The sequence below is a fragment of the Streptomyces sp. NPDC055400 genome, assembly GCF_053644375.1.
Genome location: NZ_JBSHLM010000012.1, coordinates 64,600 through 82,505, shown reverse-complemented (window position 1 = coordinate 82,505; position 17,906 = coordinate 64,600). Strand labels below are relative to the sequence as shown.

At 69.8% G+C, this 17,906-nt stretch carries 16 protein-coding genes; 5 read left to right on the top strand and 11 right to left on the bottom strand.

The window, feature by feature from the left end; translation table 11 throughout:
- Window positions 1-2: 2 nt before the first annotated feature.
- The 8 genes from ACWIGU_RS29000 to ACWIGU_RS28965 form a co-directional block, all read right to left on the bottom strand.
- Window positions 3-653 (bottom strand): DUF6226 family protein, encoded by a 651-nt coding sequence (locus ACWIGU_RS29000; protein ID WP_454404646.1) that lies wholly within the window; start codon window positions 651-653, stop codon window positions 3-5.
- A 97-nt stretch (window positions 654-750) separates the two neighbouring features.
- The gene (locus ACWIGU_RS28995) at window positions 751-1,032 is read right to left on the bottom strand and encodes a hypothetical protein (protein WP_454404871.1); all 282 of its coding nucleotides are present in this window, start codon (window positions 1,030-1,032) and stop codon (window positions 751-753) included.
- Window positions 1,033-1,034: 2 nt separating this feature from the next.
- Window positions 1,035-2,117, bottom strand: coding sequence for a hypothetical protein (locus ACWIGU_RS28990; protein ID WP_454404645.1), 1,083 nt, complete (start codon window positions 2,115-2,117; stop codon window positions 1,035-1,037).
- Between the two features lie 243 nt (window positions 2,118-2,360).
- On the bottom strand, window positions 2,361-3,953 hold the full coding sequence (locus ACWIGU_RS28985) for an alpha/beta fold hydrolase (protein WP_454404644.1): 1,593 nt from the start codon (window positions 3,951-3,953) through the stop codon (window positions 2,361-2,363).
- Window positions 3,954-3,965: 12 nt separating this feature from the next.
- Entirely contained in the window at window positions 3,966-5,258 is a 1,293-nt protein-coding gene (locus ACWIGU_RS28980; RefSeq protein WP_454404643.1) for an alpha/beta fold hydrolase, read from the bottom strand.
- Window positions 5,259-5,721: 463 nt separating this feature from the next.
- Entirely contained in the window at window positions 5,722-6,615 is an 894-nt protein-coding gene (locus ACWIGU_RS28975; RefSeq protein ID WP_454404642.1) for a hypothetical protein, read from the bottom strand.
- Between the two features lie 992 nt (window positions 6,616-7,607).
- The gene (locus ACWIGU_RS28970; RefSeq protein ID WP_454404641.1) at window positions 7,608-7,988 is read right to left on the bottom strand and encodes a hypothetical protein; all 381 of its coding nucleotides are present in this window, start codon (window positions 7,986-7,988) and stop codon (window positions 7,608-7,610) included.
- Between the two features lie 205 nt (window positions 7,989-8,193).
- Entirely contained in the window at window positions 8,194-8,598 is a 405-nt protein-coding gene (locus ACWIGU_RS28965) for an ATP-binding protein (protein ID WP_454404640.1), read from the bottom strand.
- Window positions 8,599-8,968: 370 nt separating this feature from the next.
- Here ACWIGU_RS28965 and ACWIGU_RS28960 point away from each other — a divergent pair, with 370 nt between their 5' ends.
- The 3 genes from ACWIGU_RS28960 (at window position 8,969) to ACWIGU_RS28950 (ending at window position 10,999) form a co-directional block, all read left to right on the top strand.
- Window positions 8,969-9,835 (top strand): helix-turn-helix domain-containing protein, encoded by an 867-nt coding sequence (locus ACWIGU_RS28960; protein WP_454404639.1) that lies wholly within the window; start codon window positions 8,969-8,971, stop codon window positions 9,833-9,835.
- Window positions 9,832-10,083: a DUF397 domain-containing protein gene (locus ACWIGU_RS28955; RefSeq protein ID WP_356291488.1), complete on the top strand. Its 252-nt coding sequence runs from the start codon at window positions 9,832-9,834 to the stop codon at window positions 10,081-10,083. Before ACWIGU_RS28960 ends, ACWIGU_RS28955 begins: the two co-directional genes overlap by 4 nt.
- A 100-nt stretch (window positions 10,084-10,183) precedes the next feature.
- Window positions 10,184-10,999: an SAM-dependent methyltransferase gene (locus tag ACWIGU_RS28950; RefSeq protein ID WP_454404638.1), complete on the top strand. Its 816-nt coding sequence runs from the start codon at window positions 10,184-10,186 to the stop codon at window positions 10,997-10,999.
- A gap of 97 nt (window positions 11,000-11,096) precedes the next feature.
- Here ACWIGU_RS28950 and ACWIGU_RS28945 read toward each other — a convergent pair whose 3' ends face one another.
- Complete coding sequence (locus ACWIGU_RS28945) at window positions 11,097-12,119, bottom strand: DNA-directed RNA polymerase subunit alpha (RefSeq protein ID WP_454404637.1); 1,023 nt, start codon at window positions 12,117-12,119, stop codon at window positions 11,097-11,099.
- 419 nt (window positions 12,120-12,538) lie between these two features.
- On the opposite strand from ACWIGU_RS28945, the gene ACWIGU_RS28940 reads away from it, so the two are divergent.
- The gene (locus tag ACWIGU_RS28940) at window positions 12,539-13,513 is read left to right on the top strand and encodes a DUF1259 domain-containing protein (protein ID WP_454404636.1); all 975 of its coding nucleotides are present in this window, start codon (window positions 12,539-12,541) and stop codon (window positions 13,511-13,513) included.
- Between the two features lie 44 nt (window positions 13,514-13,557).
- Here ACWIGU_RS28940 and ACWIGU_RS28935 read toward each other — a convergent pair whose 3' ends face one another.
- Entirely contained in the window at window positions 13,558-13,719 is a 162-nt protein-coding gene (locus tag ACWIGU_RS28935; RefSeq protein WP_454404859.1) for a DUF6281 family protein, read from the bottom strand.
- A 410-nt stretch (window positions 13,720-14,129) separates the two neighbouring features.
- On the opposite strand from ACWIGU_RS28935, the gene ACWIGU_RS28930 reads away from it, so the two are divergent.
- The gene (locus ACWIGU_RS28930) at window positions 14,130-17,192 is read left to right on the top strand and encodes a family 20 glycosylhydrolase (protein WP_454404635.1); all 3,063 of its coding nucleotides are present in this window, start codon (window positions 14,130-14,132) and stop codon (window positions 17,190-17,192) included.
- Window positions 17,193-17,312: 120 nt separating this feature from the next.
- Here ACWIGU_RS28930 and ACWIGU_RS28925 read toward each other — a convergent pair whose 3' ends face one another.
- On the bottom strand, window positions 17,313-17,798 hold the full coding sequence (locus ACWIGU_RS28925) for a MarR family winged helix-turn-helix transcriptional regulator (RefSeq protein WP_454404634.1): 486 nt from the start codon (window positions 17,796-17,798) through the stop codon (window positions 17,313-17,315).
- Window positions 17,799-17,906: the final 108 nt, after the last annotated feature.

Below are 17,906 nucleotides of genomic sequence, written 5' to 3'. Positions count from 1 at the left end.
GCTCACTCCCAGGCCGTCCCCCGCACAACGCGGAACGGTGACCGCCCGGCCCGCGCCGCGGCAAGCGCCTCCTCGACCGGCGGGCCGGATTCATCCCAGTTGCTCGCCGACCAACTGTCCCCCGTACACACGATCTCCCGCCCCTGCCCCGCGTCGACGTGCACGATCGTGCCGGTGACCACGGCGACCACCAATTCGTCCACCGCCTCGAGCAGGTCGGCGGAACCGCTGTCACAGGCATCGCAACCGCAGTCCGGAAGTTGACCGAGACTCACCGCGGGCTCCCCCGCCCCCACCACGAGAAGCGTCCCGGCAACCTCGTCAATGGCCGAGAACCCGAAGACGAGAGGTACGGCGTGTGCGCGCACCGGGTGCAGACGGACAGCGTCGCTCACAGCCACCCCCGGCGCCCGCCGCCAGATCGCCGCCGGGTCCGTCACCGTCTCCGCCTCGGCCAGCCCGAGCCGGGACAAAGCCCGTGTCCAGGCCTTGGCCCGGGCAGCGAGAACGAGGTACTTCGCCGGCTCCAGACACCGCGAGTACTCCTCGTCCCGCACTTCGCCACCCGGATGCGGATCGGGCCAGGGAGGGGTGTCCACGCCAGTAACGGCGAACTCCTCGTCGACAGCCCGGCAAAGCCCCTCTGGATCCATACCGGCAACCCTACGGCGCGGAGCCGGGACGGCCTTCGCCACCGGCCCGAGGCACATCGACAGCGGCGGCGCTGCACTGCGAAGGACAACGGGTCGACTACGCCCGGGGGGCGGTGACGCGAGTGATCGCGGACTCGACAGCGGCGATGCGGTCGGCCAGCATGCCCAGCGCGGCGACCGCGCGGACGACGGGGTCGCCGTCCGCGCCGCCGAGCGTGCGGGCGTGGCCGAAGAGCGTGTCCTTCCACCTGCTCCGTGTACGGGGCAGGTGCGCGGCACGCACCGTGACGGCCTCTCCTGGTTCGAGGCCGACGCCGACGCGCAGCGAATGATCGACCTCGACCCGGCGCGTCTCCTGGGCCGGTATGTCCTCGGCCACGATCACCGTGGCCGGCGCGCCGAGCCGCTCGTGGCGCGCCGGGGGATCTGGGCGTTCTGGACGATGGCGAACTGGGGGTCACCCAGGGCGGCTGAGACCGCGCTCGATAAGCGGACGACGCCGGCGCCGCGCTGGTCGAAGGCGTCCGGGGTGCGCCCGGTGTGATAGGCCCCGGTCGGGACGGAGTTGGCGGGGTGGATGTCGTCGTAGACCGTGGTGGCCGGCTCGGCAGTGACGTACTGACGCAGTCCCGAGTCCGTCAGCCGTCCCTCGTCGGCGAACAGTCGGGTGCCTTTCTCGCAGAGCTGCTCGTTCCCGCGGGCACGTGAGCTGAACTCCTCGGGTGTGTCCCCGAACCACTGTCTGAGCTGACGGGACTCGGAGAGGAGCTCGCTGAGGAGCTGGTGCTCGCCGGGATGCGGACGGGGGTCCCCGGAGCCGTCATGGAGGACTCCGAAGCGATGCACGTAGAGGTAGGCGCCGCCGAGCAGTTCACCCGATTCCAGTGCCATCGGGAAGTCCTCGGGCGGCAGGAGCACCCGGTCGTACTCGCCGTCGGGACGGGAGACGCCCTCGCTGGCGTCGACGATCTCCAGCTGGGCGGCGTCGAGCCAGGTGATGAACAGGTCCCGGCTCAGCCCGGGCGTGTGGAACGGCGACGAGGAGACGTAGCCCAGCGGGCTGACGTGCGCCGAGACCCCGATACCGATCCCTGTCACCCGCGCCTTCACCATGGGGATCGTGGAGGAGATCCCCAGTCCCTCCATCTTGTGCCGCAGTTGGGCGGGGCAGGCGTTGGAGCCGACCGAGATGACGGGGAAGCGGTCGCCGACCAGGGGCTGGTTGACGCTCATCAGGGCGTAGTTGAGGGGGACCGCGCCGTCACCCGTCTTGCCCGCGCGAAAACCGCCGGGAGGCTGCTCCACCATCCACTTGGCGAGCCGCCGGTTCTCCATGGCCTTGAGGCGCAGGAACCGGTTCTGATGCAGGAGACCGGATTCCGTCGGCCAGGCGCCGGGGTAGACGAGGGGGTGCTCACGGGGGGCTTCGGAAAGACCAAGTGCCTCGAGCGTACGATCGTCCACTGTGCCGTCAGGCCTTTCGCCGTCGGATGGCTGCCCCGAGATGACGAGTGCGCGGTCATCGTGAGTTGTACGCGGTCATCGTAAGGAACCACAGGCCGTCCTCATGGAGGGCCCGATCCCGGCGTGTTCAGTCCACCGGCGGCGGTCTCCCCGACGGAAGCGGCGTTCGGCGGCCGTTGCGGCCGGAGGCCCGGCGCATGGCTTGAGCTGCCGTGAGCGGGGTCAGGCGCGGGCCCTCGGCCTTCAGCGGCCGATCTCGAACCGGGGTGGCTTGAGGTCCTTGAGGCATGCGGTGTTCGGGGCGGCAGGCGCGTCGAAGAACGAGACGGTGATCCCCTGCGCGCACTTCGACGTGGCGAACACCACGTGGGGTTCGTAGGGGACGGTGACGACCTTGGCCTTGCTCAGCGTGCGGGCGACGTACGGCCCGTTGTCCGCACCGGTCTGGGAGTCGAACCCGCCCGAGAGGGCGAGCGTGGGAATGTCGCTGCGCGTGACGTCCCGGATCGAGCGCGGCGCCGCCGGGACGTTCCAGACGTCGCAGTCCGGGCGCAGGAAGGTGAGCTGTGGAGCCTGGGCCTGTACCGAGCGGGGGAACGACGGGAACGCTTCCTGCCCGCCCCGGAGCGCCTCCTCCTGGCTCTCGTACGGCGTCCACTCGCTGCAGAAGACGCCGTAGGCGAGTCCGTGGGCAACCCTTCCGACGGCCTGGGGGCTGAGCTTGCCGCCCGCCCACTGCTGGGCGATCCTCCGCGGCTTGCCGTGGGCCAGCTCGTCGAGGGCCAGGGGGACCTGGGGTGCCACGTGGGTGGCGGAGGTCATCCAGTTCACCAGAGCTCCGCCGTCCAGTACGACCTTCACCGGCTTCGCGCGGCCGGGGACCGTGACGGTGGTCGTGACCGGCCTGGCCTCCAGCTCACGCACCAGGCGGTCGAAGGTGGCCGGCAGGTGCGGATAGCGGCGGTTGCACGCGGGCTGGTCGGCGCAGGCCTTGAACAGGCCGTCGAAGCCCTGCCGGGCGCTGCTCCAGGTCGCGGCCGATCCCGCTGTGGACGGCGGCAGGATGCCGTCGATGCCGACCGACCGGAGTCCTTCCGGGTGCTGGCGCAGGTAGATGAGCGCCAAGTCAGTGCCGTACGAGATGCCGAACAGGTTCCACTGCTTGATGCCGAGTGCGGCTCGCAGGTCCGCGTAGTCGGCTGCGCTCTCGGTGTCGTTGTAGGCGCTGAGGTCGGTCCCGCGGGCCGCCAGTCGGTCGTGGCAGGCCTTCGTGGCCTCGACGTGCAGGCGCTCGGTGGACGGCGCGTCGTAGACGAGGCCGACCGCACGGGCGTTGAACTTGTCGATGTCGGGGCAGGTGAGCCTCGGGGCGGCCGAGTACGTGCCCCGCTGGGACATGAGGATCACGTCCCGGTCGCGGTTCAGGCCACCCCCGACCACCATCTTCGCCTCTCCGACCGCGTCGTCGCCGGGTCCGCCGGCCAGCCACACGATCGGGTCGGGTTCGGGCTTGGCGGCCAGTGCCGGCACGACCGCGACGCCGAGCTTGATCCTTCGGCCGTCCTGCTTGGCGCGGTTCTCGGGCACGGTGAGCGTTCCGCAGCGGGCCCCCTTGAGCTCGGGGATCGGCTCGGGCGTCTTCGGGCACGGGCCCGGCACGTAGCGGGCGTCGCCCGCCTTGCCGGCGGTCGTTCCGATCGGAGTCACGGTGTCGTCCCGCGCTTGGGCGGGCGTGGCCGGCAGGCCGGTGACGAGGAGCCCCGCGGCCGCACCGGCCGCTGTGGCGTGGATCCGTCGTACGGTGCGCCGACGGCTGGGCGCCTGAAGGGAAGCCATCTGTCCTCCCGGTCACTTCGGGGTGATCGTGAACGGTCGCGGCGTGAGACCGGCCACGCAACCGGTGTCGGGCGCGGTCGGACGCGCAAGGAACGAGGCCAGCACGCTCTGCGCGCAGGGCGACTGGGGTACCACCCAGTGGGTGATTCCGGGGATGAGTACGGAGGTCGAGCGCGACAGCGTACGGGCCGCCTCCTTCGCCCAACTCGCCCCGGTCTTCGCGTCGAACGTCCCGGAGACGAGGAGCGTCGGCACCGCGCTGGTGGTGGCCACCCGCTGGACGGCGGCGCGGTCCGGAACGTGCCAGAGCCGGCACACGTCGTACTGGAACGGCAGCTGCGGCACCTGGGCCAGGACCGTGTCAGGCCGGCCGGGGAAGGCCCGGCGCCCCGCCTTCAGCACGTCGGATTCCGAAGAGCCCGGCGCCCATTCCCCGCACGCCACCGATTCCGTCAGCCCGTGCGCGGTCACGCCGACGGCCTGGACCGAGTCGGCCGCACGGGCGCGCGCGAAGCGGCCCGGGCGCCCGTGACCGAGTTCGTCGATCGCCGCCGGGACGTCCTTGGCCTTGACGGCATTGGCGACCAGCAGGTTCAGCACCGCGCCCCCGTCGAGGACGACCTTCACCGGGTCTCCCCCGCTCGGCGGCTCGGCCTGCAGCGTCAGCGGCTTCGCCTCCAGCCGGCGCACCTGCTCCGTCAGGGTGGTGGCGAGGTCCGGGTAGCGGCTCTTGCAACGGGGCTCAGCCGCGCACGCCTCCAGGATGTTGTCGATCCCCTCACGGGCGCTGCTCCAGCCCCACGGCAGGATCGCGCTCTGCGGAGGTGTGACCGAGTCGATCGCCACCGCGCGGATCCCCTTGGGGTGCAGGCGCAGGTAGGTGAGGGCCAGGTCGGAGCCGTAGGAGTACCCGTAGACGTTCCACCGGGAGATGCCCAGCGCCGTACGCAGGTCGGCGAAGTCAGCGGCGTTCTCTGTGGTGTTGTAGGCGCTCAGGCCGACCCCGTCGCCCTTGAGGCGGTCCCGGCACTTCCTCACCGCGTCCAGCATGAGCCGCCGCGCCGCTGCCGAGTCGTAGCCAAGGCCGACGGCCTTCGCGGTGAAGCGGTCGATCTCAGGGCAGGCGAGGTTCGGCTGGTCGTAGAGGTTTCCGCGCTGGGCCATGACGATCAGGTCGCGGTCTTTGTTCAGACCGGAGTCGACCAGGAGGGGAATGTCGTCGATGCTGTCGCCGCCAGGGCCGCCCGCCATGAACACCACCGGGTCCGCGGAGGGCTTGGCCGAGGCGGCCTTGATGACCGCCACTGCCAGCTTGACGGTCCTGCCGCCGGGCCGGCCGCGGTTCTCGGGGACCTCCAGGTGTCCACACCGTGCCGTGCTCAGGGCATCGACCGGCTCAGGCGTCTTCGGACAGGGACCGGGCACGAACCGTGCCGGTCCCACCGGGCCGGGCCCGGCAGCGTGAGCGAGTGGTGTGGAGGCACTGCTCGGTGTCGGGCCGAATGCCGCCAGACAGGCTAGTGCAGCCCCGGCAGCCGCCGCACGGAGGCGGTGCTGTCTCATGGGATTCCGTTCCTCTGCCGATGCCGAAGGCTGCCCTGCCGGGCAACACCGCAGCGGTGTGGGCGGAACACACGCATTTCGACGGTATCGCGAGGGGCGGACTCGCGCATTCCGGCAGCCGCCTGCCACCTCGGGCCGAGGTGGCCGACCGACGGCATGGTGCGGGCAAGCACGAGCGACAGCACTATGCCGCCGATTCCGGCGGTCACAAGGCGGGCGTGAGGCCCTCCCAGCAGACCGTCCAGCCCTGGTCCGGGAATCCCGGAGCCAGGCCCCGCGGGCCGGGACGACCCCGCTCGCCCGCGGGGCCACCAGGAGAGTCGCGCCAGCCGGCGCACATCATCGCGACGGCGTAGAGCAGGCCTCCGGCGGCCGGGAAGTACGGGGACGGCACCCCGCTCTTCCCGCTGGCGGGCAGGCCGGTGCCGGTGAACCCGAACCGCTCGTGCAGCAGGTACTCCACGGCCGCGTCCGGGTCGCCGAGGCGGGCGGCGTTCATCGCCAGGAGCGGGAAGTCCCAGCTGTACAGGTCGGTGACCGGCCAGGTCTCGCGGACCTTTCGGCTCGTTGCCCGCATGGTCTCCACGTCGACGCCGTCCCCGGGCAGCATCCCGAAGGGCGCGACGGGATCGGGGTGGTTGGTGTTGTGCTCGGTCCACATGCCGGGCACGCCCTCGTACAGCACATACACGCCGTCCTCCACGGGCAGCGGCGCCAGGCCGTCGAGAACCTCGTCCCAGTACGGCTCACGCGCCATGCCGAGGCGCTCGCGCCACTCCTGGGCGATGCGCAGACCGAAGCGCCAGTAGGACAGTTCGAAGGCCGGGTTCAGGGTCTGGGCGGGCGGGTTGCGTTCGTTGCAGCACATGATCGGCGGGCCGATGACGTAGCGGCCGCCCTCCTCGCGGTGGGCGAACGAGGCGATGAACTCCGCGCTCTCGTGCACGACTTCGCGCCACTTGAGCAGGGTGCCGCGTCCCGGATGGGCCTGATGGTCGAGTTCCGCGAGGAAGAGGGGGTGGGGCTGCTGCCAGATCAGCAGACAGGTAGGGGTGCCGGGCGACTCGCGGCCGATCGCGGCGCCGTACGTCGTCGTCATCTTCGGCCAGCGAGCGCCGCGGAACCCCTGGGACACGGCGAGGCGTCGCGCCGTGGGCAGGAACCGTTCGTAGATGTCGGTGCCGCGGTCCAGGAGCGGCCAGCGGTTCCCCGCCGGTCCGCCAGAACCGCGGCCACCAGGTCCCGCTCGCGCGCACCACCTCACCGGCGCTCGGCACGGCACCTCGCACCCTGGGCGCGAAGAGGGCGGCTACGTCCAACTGGTCTCCGCCTCCCACGACTTCGTAGCGGTGCCGTTCCGGATCGCTGCGGCTGACGCGGGCGCCGGGCAGCAGAGCCAGGCCGACCTCGTAGCGGGTGGCGTCGACGGTGTGGGTGACGACCGGTGTGCGGCCGCGGCGGCGCAGCGCGGTGGCGTGCAGCGCGACTTGCCAGATTGAAACGTATCAGTGCCTTCTGCCTCGGACCCTATGAAGAAGCTGAGGAGAGTGTCAATGGGTGTGCACAGGAGTGGCAGAAGTGCGCCCGCACCGACTCCCAGGACTTCGGCGACGACCGCCTCGGAAGCAAGACCACCGGGGCGCCGGCAGCGTTCGACTACGTCCACTGCCCGTGGGCGGCTTACCTCGGCGAGACGGGCAAGTCGCGTGAACGGGGCGGGACTTCGGTGTGGTTGCCGTTCATCCGGCTCGTCGAGCCGGTCCCGCCTGCCTTCCGGCCGACTCGGTGAGCAATCCGAGGCCGTCCCCCGAGGAGATCCCGGGCTTCCTGGACGGACTGCCGAAGTACCGGACCCGCGAGGTCCGCGAGGGGTACGGCACGCTCTGGTCGCGGTACTCGCGCGGACCGCGTGCGCGGTGCCGACCGGGGCGACCTCCCCGCCCGGCGGTTGGCGAGTGGATCGTGGACACTGACAACGCAGCGAACCCCGCCGCTTCGCAGCTCCGGTCCGAGGATGAGCTACCCCCTCCCCAGAAGAAGGGGTCTGCGCTCAAGAGACCCGATCAAAGATCCGGGTATCCCCGACCGGGATCACAGGGCCTCGTCGCTCCTCGAAGTCAAGGGCGCCCAGGTGTACTGGACGCGCACGCCGTGGTCGTGGAGCCAGGCGGTCTCGCGGTGCCGGAGTTCGTGCGCGGACTCCGGGGCGATGGCGCTGGGCCAGCGGACGAGTACCGCGGTGACGTGGCCCGTCTGTGCCAGCTGTCGCACCCGGCGCCACCCCCTGCGCTGGACCGGGTCGGGCTCACCGTACGTGTCGGTGACGACCTCGGCGATCGCCAGTCCGCGCTCCTGGGCGAACGCGTGGCCTTCTGTCTGCGCACACTGCGTGGCTGACCCGGGCGCGCCCCGGGCTCGGTCGGCGCATACGTACAGAACGACGGGAGGAGCGGTTTCGCTGTGGGGGGTCATGGGCGCCTTCTGTAGGTGGATCGAGGAGAAGGGGTTCCTCGCCGCGTGAAGGGGACGTAGCGGGGCCGTGCGGGGCCGAATGCGGTCTCTGCCGTTGGACGGGGGAACGGGTCTGGTGCGCAGCCGGCCGGGCCCGGCCACGCCGCATCCGGGCCGTCACTGCAGGCGCGGGCCCCGCATTCGGCGCCGGCCCGTGCCCATGGCCTCAGGGGTGAGCCGTCAACTCTGCCCAGACGACCTTGCCTTCGGCCCGCGTCGAGCGCGCGGAGCCCCAGCGGTCCGCGAGTTGCTGGACGAGGAACAGGCCTCGCCCCCTCTCCTCGCCGGGGCCGGCGTGGTGCTCGGGCGGGCGGACCGGGGTGCGGCCGTCGTCGTGGAGTTCGATACGCAGGCACCGCTCGTCGCCGGTCAGCGTGAGGCCGCACAGGACCTGACCGCTGTCGGTGTGGAGTACGGCGTTCGTGGTCAGCTCGGAGACCAGCAGTACCGCGTCGCAGCACGTGTCGCCGGGAACCTTCCAGGCACGGAGCCGGTCGCGCACGGTGTCGCGGGCGGATCTCGCGCTGGTGCGCAGGGCGGGCAGGCCGAACCAGTACTCCCGACGAGGCACGGTCGCGGCTGAGGCGGGGGGCAAGGCCTGGGCTGAGGGCGTGGGCAGAGTCACGGATGTCGCCTTCCAGTGCCTTCCGGGGGGCAGGCGCGATGTGGGGATGCGGGCTGCGGCTCGAGGGGTGTGAGGCGTGTGCCGGGCCAGGCGCCCCGCGGTGGGGTGCCCACGACGGCATCAGCATCACACGTCCCGTCCGGGCCGGATGCTGCGTCAGAGCTGTGACTTGACCGCTCACATGCCAACTATGCGCGTGATCGCTATCACGCTGCAACCGACTCTCTGATAATTTCAGGAGCACGGATATCACCCTGGCGTCGTCATCAAGTCACTGCCAGAATGCTGATGTTGATGAACCATCAGGAGGTTGGGCGTGAGTGAAGCCCGTTCCAGCAGCAGCGCACCGACAGTCCTGCGCATGATCCTCGGCCGTCGGCTGCGGGACATGCGGCTGGGCGCCGGTGCCTCGCTGGAGGACGCGGCAAAAGCACTTCGCGTAAAGACCCTGACGATCCGCCGGCTGGAAAAGGCCGAAGTCGCGCTGAAGCCTCTCTACGTGGAGAAGCTCCTGGAGACCTTCGGCGCGGACCGCCAGGAGATAGACGAGTTCGTCGACCTGGCCGAGCAGGCCAACGAGCCCGGCTGGTGGCACTCCTACCGTGACGCCGTCCCCAGCTGGTTCACCGCCTACGTCAGCCTGGAGACCGACGCCAAGACCCTGCGCACCTACGAACCCCAGTACGTCACCGGCCTTCTGCAGACTCCCGACTACGCTCGCGCGGTGCTGCGCGGCGGGTTGCCGAACGGCAGCGAGGAGGAGCTCGCGCGCCGCGTGGAGCTGCGGCTGCGCCGCCAGAGCCTGCTCGAGGGCGAGGACGCCCCCACGTTGTGGGTGGTCATGGAGGAAGCCGTTCTGCACCGGGCGGTGGGCACCCCTGATGTGATGCGGGAGCAGATCGAGCGGCTCCTGGACGTGTCCGAGCTCGCGCACATCAGCATCGACATCGTCCCGTTCGCCGCTGGCGCCCATGTCGGGGCGTGCGCCCCCTTCACCTATTTCCGGTTCGAGGGACCCGAGCTGCCGGACATCGTCTACAGCGAACTCCTGTCCGCCTCCGTCTATCTGGACCAGCGTGAGGACGTCGTCGCGCATCTCGAGGCGCATACCCGAATGGCGCTGCTGACGTCGTCCGAGGACAGCAGGTCGCTCTTGAACCGCATGCGCAAGGAGTACTCATGACGATCACCGACGAGGGCGTGTACAACGGGATGCCGGCCCGCGATCTCGGTGAGCACGGCTGGGAGCGCCCGTGGAGCGGGCCGAACGGCGGTCAGTGTGTCGAGGCGAAGCAGCTCGCCGACGGCCGCGTGGCCGTACGGCAGTCGACCGACCCGGCCGGGCCGGCGCTGATCTACACGCCGCAGGAGATCGCCGCGTTCGTCCGCGGGGTCAAAGAGGGCCTGGCCGATCACCTGGCCGCCGGGTGAACCGGCGGCGGGCAGCAGGAGGGACGACGACACCGGTCCCGCCCATGGCCTGCGGGCCGACAGACACACAGCCGACAGACACACACCTGAAGGGGAGAACATGACCACCAGGCAGGCCGGCCGGGATCTCGACACGAGCAAGGCGCACTCGGCCCGGATGTACGACTACTTCCTCGGCGGCAAGGACCACTTCGAGATCGACAAGGAGGCGGCCCTGGTCGCCGCCCAGGCCCACCCCGGCATCTACGTGACCGCCCGCGAGAACCGGGCGTTCATGCACCGGGCCACCCGTGTGCTGGCGCAGGAGCACGGCATCCGCCAGTGGCTGGACATCGGCACGGGCGTCCCGACCGAGCCCAACCTGCACCAGGTCGCCCAGTCCGTCGCCCTCGACGCCCGCGTCGTGTACGCCGACAACGATCCCCTCGTCCTCAAGTACGCCGAACGCCTCATGCGCAGCACGACGCAGGGACGCACGGCCTACATCGAGGCCGATGTCACCGACCCCGATGCGCTGATGAACGCCGTGGAAGCCTCGGAGGTCCTGGACTTCGACCAGCCCATCGCCCTCTCCCTCAACGCGCTCATGCACTTCATCACCGACCCGCACGACCCGTACGCCATCATCCGCCGGCTGCTCGAACCGCTCCCGGCGGGCAGCGCCCTCGCCATGAACCACTGCACGCCCGACTTCGACCCCGTCACCTGGAACAAAGTCGCGGAGGTCTACACCAAGTCCGGGTCTCCGGTGCAGTTCCGTTCGCACGACGACGTCCGCCGTTTCTTCGACGGACTCGACCTGATCGAACCCGGCATCGTCTGCTGCCACCGCTGGCGTCCCGCCGAACCCGCCGACGGGACGGAGCCCAAGGACGCCGAGATCAGCCTGTTGGCGGGCGTAGGCATCAAACGCTGAACGGGGTCGGGCCGACAGTCCCGTCGGCCGGACACCCGCACCGCTCACCCCGCTCCTGTGCCCTCCCGACTCCCTCTCGACCCGCCCAGCGCAGCGTTCAGTACTGCTCGGTCTCCACGAAACCGGCGTCCCCGTCGTCGTCCGCGCCAGAGGCGTCGGCGGCAGCGGTCAGGTCGAATCCGGGCGGGCTGTCCTTGAGGCCCAGACCCATGCCGGCCAGCTTCGCCTTGACCTCGTCGATCGACTTCGCACCGAAGTTGCGGATGTCGAGCAGGTCCGCCTCGGAGCGGGCGACGAGCTCACCCACGGAGTGGACTCCCTCGCGCTTGAGGCAGTTGTAGGAACGGACGGTGAGGTCGAGCTCCTCGATCGGCAGGACCAGATCGGCGGCCAGGGCGGCGTCCGTGGGGGACGGGCCCATGTCGATGCCCTCGGCGTCGATGTTCAGCTCGCGGGCGAGACCGAACAGCTCGACCAGGGTCTTACCGGCCGACGCCATGGCGTCACGCGGACGCATGGCCTGCTTCGTCTCGACGTCGACGATCAGCTTGTCGAAGTCGGTGCGCTGCTCGACACGGGTCGCCTCGACCTTGTACGTGACCTTCAGGACCGGCGAGTAGATCGAGTCGACCGGGATGCGCCCGATCTCCTGACCGACCTGCTTGTTCTGGACGGCGGAGACGTAGCCGCGACCGCGCTCGACGGTTAGCTCCATCTCCAGCTGGCCCTTGCCGTTGAGCGTGGCGAGGACGAGGTCGGGGTTGTGCACCTCGACACCGGCCGGGGGCGCGATGTCGGCGGCGGTGACCAGACCCGGGCCCTGCTTGCGCAGGTACATCACGACCGGCTCGTCCTGCTCCGAGGAGACGACCAGCTGCTTGATGTTCAGGATGAGGTCGGTGACGTCTTCCTTGACGCCCGGCACGGTGGTGAACTCGTGCAGGACACCGTCGATACGGATGGACGTGACCGCCGCACCCGGGATCGAGGAAAGAAGGGTCCGGCGCAGGGAGTTGCCGAGGGTGTAACCGAAGCCCGGCTCCAGCGGCTCGATCACGAATCGGGAGCGGAACTCGTCGACGACCTCTTCGGTCAGGGACGGACGCTGAGCAATCAGCACGAGGTATTGCCTCCAGTGGTTTGGCGCCCGCTATGTGACACCGTGGTCACCACGAAGAGTACGGGCGATACGGGCGATACGGCCTCTGAAAAGACCGAACCGCCCGACTCCGCCCGTCTGCCGCCCAGTCGGCGGGCACAGCCTTCGCAGGAGTGGAGCCCGACGGTCAGCTGCTCCTGCTCCTGGGCGTCAGCCATACGGAGGGGGCCGGGACCGATGGAGCCGGATGACAGCGGCCTTCTGCCGGTCGACCGGAGTAGGGCCCAACTCCCGTACATCACGGGCGTACTGACGATTCGCACGGCACCACACAAGGCACCCTTCGATGACTGCCAAAAACATACATCTGGCCCATACAGGCACAGTCATCTCCAATAAGGAGCATTCCTTATGATTTCATCTCGCCAGGAGGAGATCAGATGATGACTGGAGACAACCAGGCGGCCACGACTCGGCGACGCGTGCTGGCCGCTGCCGCACTGGCACCGGTGCTGGCCGGGGCGGGACCGGGCTACGCACGCGCGATGACCGACGGGGCGATGGTCAAGCCGGTGACCACCACCGAGTCGGACTGGGCGGCCGTAGCGAAAGTGCTGGGCCGCAGCGGCAACCTGCTGCGCGGGACGACGTACCACACCCCCTTCCCCCGCGACGATCTCCGCGTCGTCGTCGAGGGCAACGTCGTCATCACACCGGAGCTCGCACTGGGTGCGCACGTGGCCTTCGTCCGCTATGCCGACGGCAGCACGATGTGCATGGGCGATGTGGCGGTCACCGAGAGGGAACTGCAGCGGGTGATCGACGCCTGGCAGGCGAACGGAATCGCGCAGACCGCGCTCCACAAGCATCTCCCCGCCCATCACCCCGACATCTGGTGGGTCCATGTCCACGGACACGGCCTTGACGAACTGGCCCTGGCGCGCGGCCTGCGCGCGGGATTCGACCGCACCGGCATCCCGCCGGCGACACCAGCCGGCCCGCCGAGCCCCGTCGACCTGGACACTGCCGCCATCGACGCCGCGCTGGGCGCCAAGGGTTCCAGCGACGGCGTGGTCTACAAGGCCGTCTTCGCCCGCCGCGAGACGATCAGCGACGGCCATCTGGTGCTGCCCTCCGGTCTGGGCGCGACCAGCGCGTTCATTTTCCAGCCGCTGGGAAACGGCAGGGCAGCGCTCAGCGGAGACTGCGTCATGCTCGCCGAGGAGGTCCAGAACGTACTGGGAGCCTTGCGGCGCGGCGGGATCCAGCTCGTCGAGCTGCACAACCATCACTTGACGGAGAGCCCCCGCCTGTTCTTCACCCATTTCTGGGCCGTGGGCGACGCCGTCGAGCTCGCCAAAGCGCTGCGCCCCGCAGTGGATGCCACCAACGTGGTGCCCACCAGCGGAGTATGACGGGCAGACACCGGACTACTGCCCCCACGGCATCCCCGCAGGGGCTACCTTTGGCCAGATGCCCCCTTCACGGCACAGGCGTTCTCAGCCGCCAACGCCGTTCCGCCCTTCTGGCCACCGGTGTCATGACAGGGCGGCGGCGTTGCGGTACCGAGCTTCGAGCCGGCTCGGAACTCCACCTTCGCGACACTCGTGCAAGTGCTCATCATAGGTAGAGGTACGAGGGCAGACGCCTTCACTGTTTGCCTGGGTGGCATCAGGGCCGCAGACTGCCGCTGCGGACAGCATCACGAGCCATCAGCGCGGTACCTGCGCACCGTCGAGCACGTCCCATCGTGCCTCCTCCCCGAAGCCCGGACCCGACCGAGGGCTCGCTTGATCGGCACTGTGCTTGAGGCCGCCGACGCTGTCAACATCCTTGTGCGGCCTGCAAGTTGACATACCGGCCCCGCCGACAACATCGCGCGCCTGCTCGAATCAGCTTGAAGGTCGTGCACTTCAAGCTCTTGCAAGCATGAAAGCGCGCTCATACGCTCGTCGGCCAGCGCGCCCTGCCCCGCGGGACAGCACGCCTCAAGGGATCGAACGTCAACGCCCCACCTGTCACGGGAGCCTCATGTTCAGATCGTCCCCCCGAAGAGCGCGGTGCACGGCCGCCCTTCTCACCACCCTGGCCGTGGTCGTCACCATGGCGCCGGCCGTCGCGGCTGCCGACGCCTCACCCAATCCGGCGCCGGATGTCGTCCCCTCCCTCCGTACGTGGTCCGGCGGACACGGGACGCTCGAACTCGGCCGGGACGCGCGCATCGTCGTCGACGCCCGGCAGCAACAGGCGTTGACCGGTGCGGCGAAGACACTGAGCGGGGACATATCCAATGTCACCGGTCTGACCTTGCCGGTCGTCGCGGGGCCCCGCCCGCACGCCGGTGATGTGTTCCTCTCGCTGTCGGACGCCGACAAGTCGCTGGGTTCCCAGGGCTACGCACTCCAGGTCGGCGACGCGGCGGTGATCAGGGCCGCAGACGGCACCGGCGCCTACTACGGCACCCAGACCCTGCTGCAGATCCTCGAAGCCACGCCCGGGCACCGTTCCATACCGAGGGGCCAGGCCCGTGACTGGCCCAAGGAGCAGGAGCGGGGGATCCTGCTGGACGCGGGGCGGAAGTTCTACTCGCCCGACTTCATCGTGCGGACCATGCGCGAGATGTCGTATCTGCGGCTGAACACGCTGCAGTTGCACTTCAGCGATCACAATGCGTTCCGCCTGGTCAGCGAACGCCATCCGTGGCTGGCCGCCCCCGAGGCGTACACCAGAGCGGACATCCGCCGGTTCGAGGCCGCGGCGCGCCAGTACCACGTCACTCTCATCCCCGAGATCGAGATGCCCTCGCACGCGACGGCGATCCTCAAGGGGCGCCCCGACCTCGGGTTCGACTGCCCCGAACTCGGCGGCACCGTCGACGTGACGAATCCTGAGGCACGGAAGTTCACCGCGAGCCTCATCGAGGAGTTCGCCCCGCTGTTCGCCGGCCCTGAATTCCACATAGCCACGGACGAATACGCACGCCAGTCCGACCAGGAACGCTGCCCCGAACTCGTCGACTACGCCAAGCAGCACGGCTTCGCCACGACCTCGGACGTGTTCGTCGACTACATCAACGCGATGAACAAGGTGGTGCGGGCCCAGGGCAAGCGCACAGTGATCTGGAACTGGTGGGACGTCGACCAGAACCCGACGACCCAGCCGGACAAGAACATCAAGGTCGAGGCATGGACCACGGCGGCCGAGTCGGGAGCGGACCACAGCGCGCAGAAGTACCTCGACATGGGGTACGACGTCGTCGCCTCACCCAGCGACCAGCTCTATGTCACCCCTGGTTTCCCCCTGCTGCCCGACTCCAAGTCGCTGTACGAGAAATGGGATCCGATCGAGCACCCGCGACTCGACGGCTACCAGATATCCGTATGGTCCGACAACGCGATCACCCGCCCCGACAGCTATTTCGACGCCTATATGCGCCGCCCGCGCGAGGTCCTCGCGGACCGCACCTGGGGCGGCCCGCGACACGGCACCGTGGAGGACTTCTTCGCCCGCGCCGACGCCATCGGCGTACCACCCGGCGTCGCCGCGTACTCCCTGCCCGGCCGCCTCACGGGCACCCCGTACGGCACGGGCCCCGCCTGGGACGACTCGACCAGCACCTACGACAAGGCCTTCGACGGCGACCCGGACACGAACTTCCTCTACGCGCAGCCCAGCAGCGGCTACACCGGCATCGACCTCGGCGCCGACCACGCCTCCCCCGTGTCGACGGTCCGGTTCTTCCCCGGAGCGAACGACACGGAGCTCGACCGGATGAAGGGCGGCCGGTTCGAGGGGTGCACCGACGGTCCCACGAGCGGCTGCCACACCCTCGTCACGGTCAAGGACAGGCCCGAGTTCGGCTGGAACCAGATCGCGGTCAACGACCGGGCGCGCTACCGGTGGCTGCGATACGTGAGTCCCGACGACGGCTACACCAGCGTCGCCGAGATCGAATTCCTGGGGCCGCGCAGCAGGGACCAGCAGGGCACCGTCACCGTCACCGGCCCGGACCGGCTCCGCCAGCTGGGCGACAACGACGTGGTGACCACGTTCCGCAACACCACCGCCCACCGGCTCCACGACGTCCACCTCTCCCTCACCCCCCAGTCCGCCAAGGACCTGTCCACTCGCCTGGTGCACGCCGCCGACGCCACCACGTTCACCACGGTCGGTCCGGGCGAATCCGTTTCCACACGCTGGCAGGTGGACGTTCCGCTGACCGCCGCCGAGGGTGCCTACCAGCTGGTCGGCAGGGCCACGTCCCAAGAAGAGAGAGGCGCCGCCGCACGCCGGGACGAGAGCTGGGGACGGAGCTCCACGACACTGGACAGCCCCCTGACCGCACGCCTCGACCCTGCACTCGTGGCCCTCGACCCGGGTGACTCGGCGCACACCCAGCTGCAGGTCACCAACCACGCTGCCCGCGAGATCGAGGTCGCCTGGGACGAGGTGCGGGCCCCGGCGGCCGACCCCGGCTACACGCTCGCCCGCCCCTCGGGCACGGTCCGGATCCCGGCGGGCGGGACCCGGTCCACCACCCTCACCGCATCCGCGTCCGACCAGGCCGGACAGACCCCGACCCCGCTGCGCCTGGACCTCACGGCCGCCGCGCCCGGCCACTCCGCGGCGCGGGCCGGCTCGCAGGACCTGCGCATCCGCAGCCGCCTCCACCCCTACCTCTCCGACCTCGACTGGACCGGAGCCACCAGCGAGTGGGACGTCGTGGCACGGGACACCTACGTGGGCTCCAGCGAGCAGATGACGCTCAACGGGACGCACTACACCAAGGGTCTCGGCGCCGCCGGCAATGCGAAGATCTCCTTCGACCTCGCCAAGCAGTGCTCACGGCTGACGGCGACCATCGGCATCGACGACGCCGCCGACGGCACCACGGACGGCGGCACGGCCCACTTCTTCGTCTACGCGGACGGCAAGAAGCTCTACGAAAGCGGCCTCGCCACCCGCGCAACGGCAAAAAGGATCGACCTCGACATCACCGGCGCCACCACCCTCGACCTGGTGACGGACAACGCCGGCGACGGGTTCGACCACGATGCCGTGGACTGGGCGGATGCGCGGGTGCAGTGTGCGTGAGGACCTGCCCTGGAACTCGGCAGACCCGGCGCGCACGCCAGGGCCTGCGGGAGGTGAAGGAGAACTCCGCGACACCGTAGCTGCGGTACGACTCGACACGGCCGAGTTCGCGTACGCAGCTCAGTTCTGAGGTTTGTCCCCCGGCGCTGCAGACGGCACGTGCCGGACGACGGAGTCGTTCAGCCGGTTGAGGAGGGACGCCAGGAGTTCGACGTCCTCGTCGGGCCAGTCCGACACCGCTTCGCCCAGGAGGCGGGAGCGGCGGGCGGTCGCGAGGGCGAGATGGCTGCGGGCGGTGTCGGTCAGGGCCACTCTGCGGACTCGGCGGTCGACGGTGTCGTGGACTCGGGTGACGAGACCGTCGGCCGACAGCCGGTCGACGACGCGTACGGCGCGGGCGCGGTCGGTCAGCAGCAGGGCAGCGATGTCGGAGAGCGTCGGGGCCGGTGGGGTGCTGGCCTCGACGAAGCGGAGGACTCGGTAGGCGGTCGGTGTGATCTCCTCCCCGAAGAGGCCGTCCAGGAAGCGTTCCCGGACGAAGGGCCCGTACAGGCCGAAGCGGCCGTGCCGCAATTGCCGCATCGCGGCGTCAAGGTCGTGCACCATGTCTGCTCACCCTCCTGTGCCGCCAGCCTGTGGGGTGTCCCGCGGTCACCACAATCCGGGTCACCGGAATGGTTGTCGACGTTCGGCGTCAAGTCGCTTTGAGGTAGC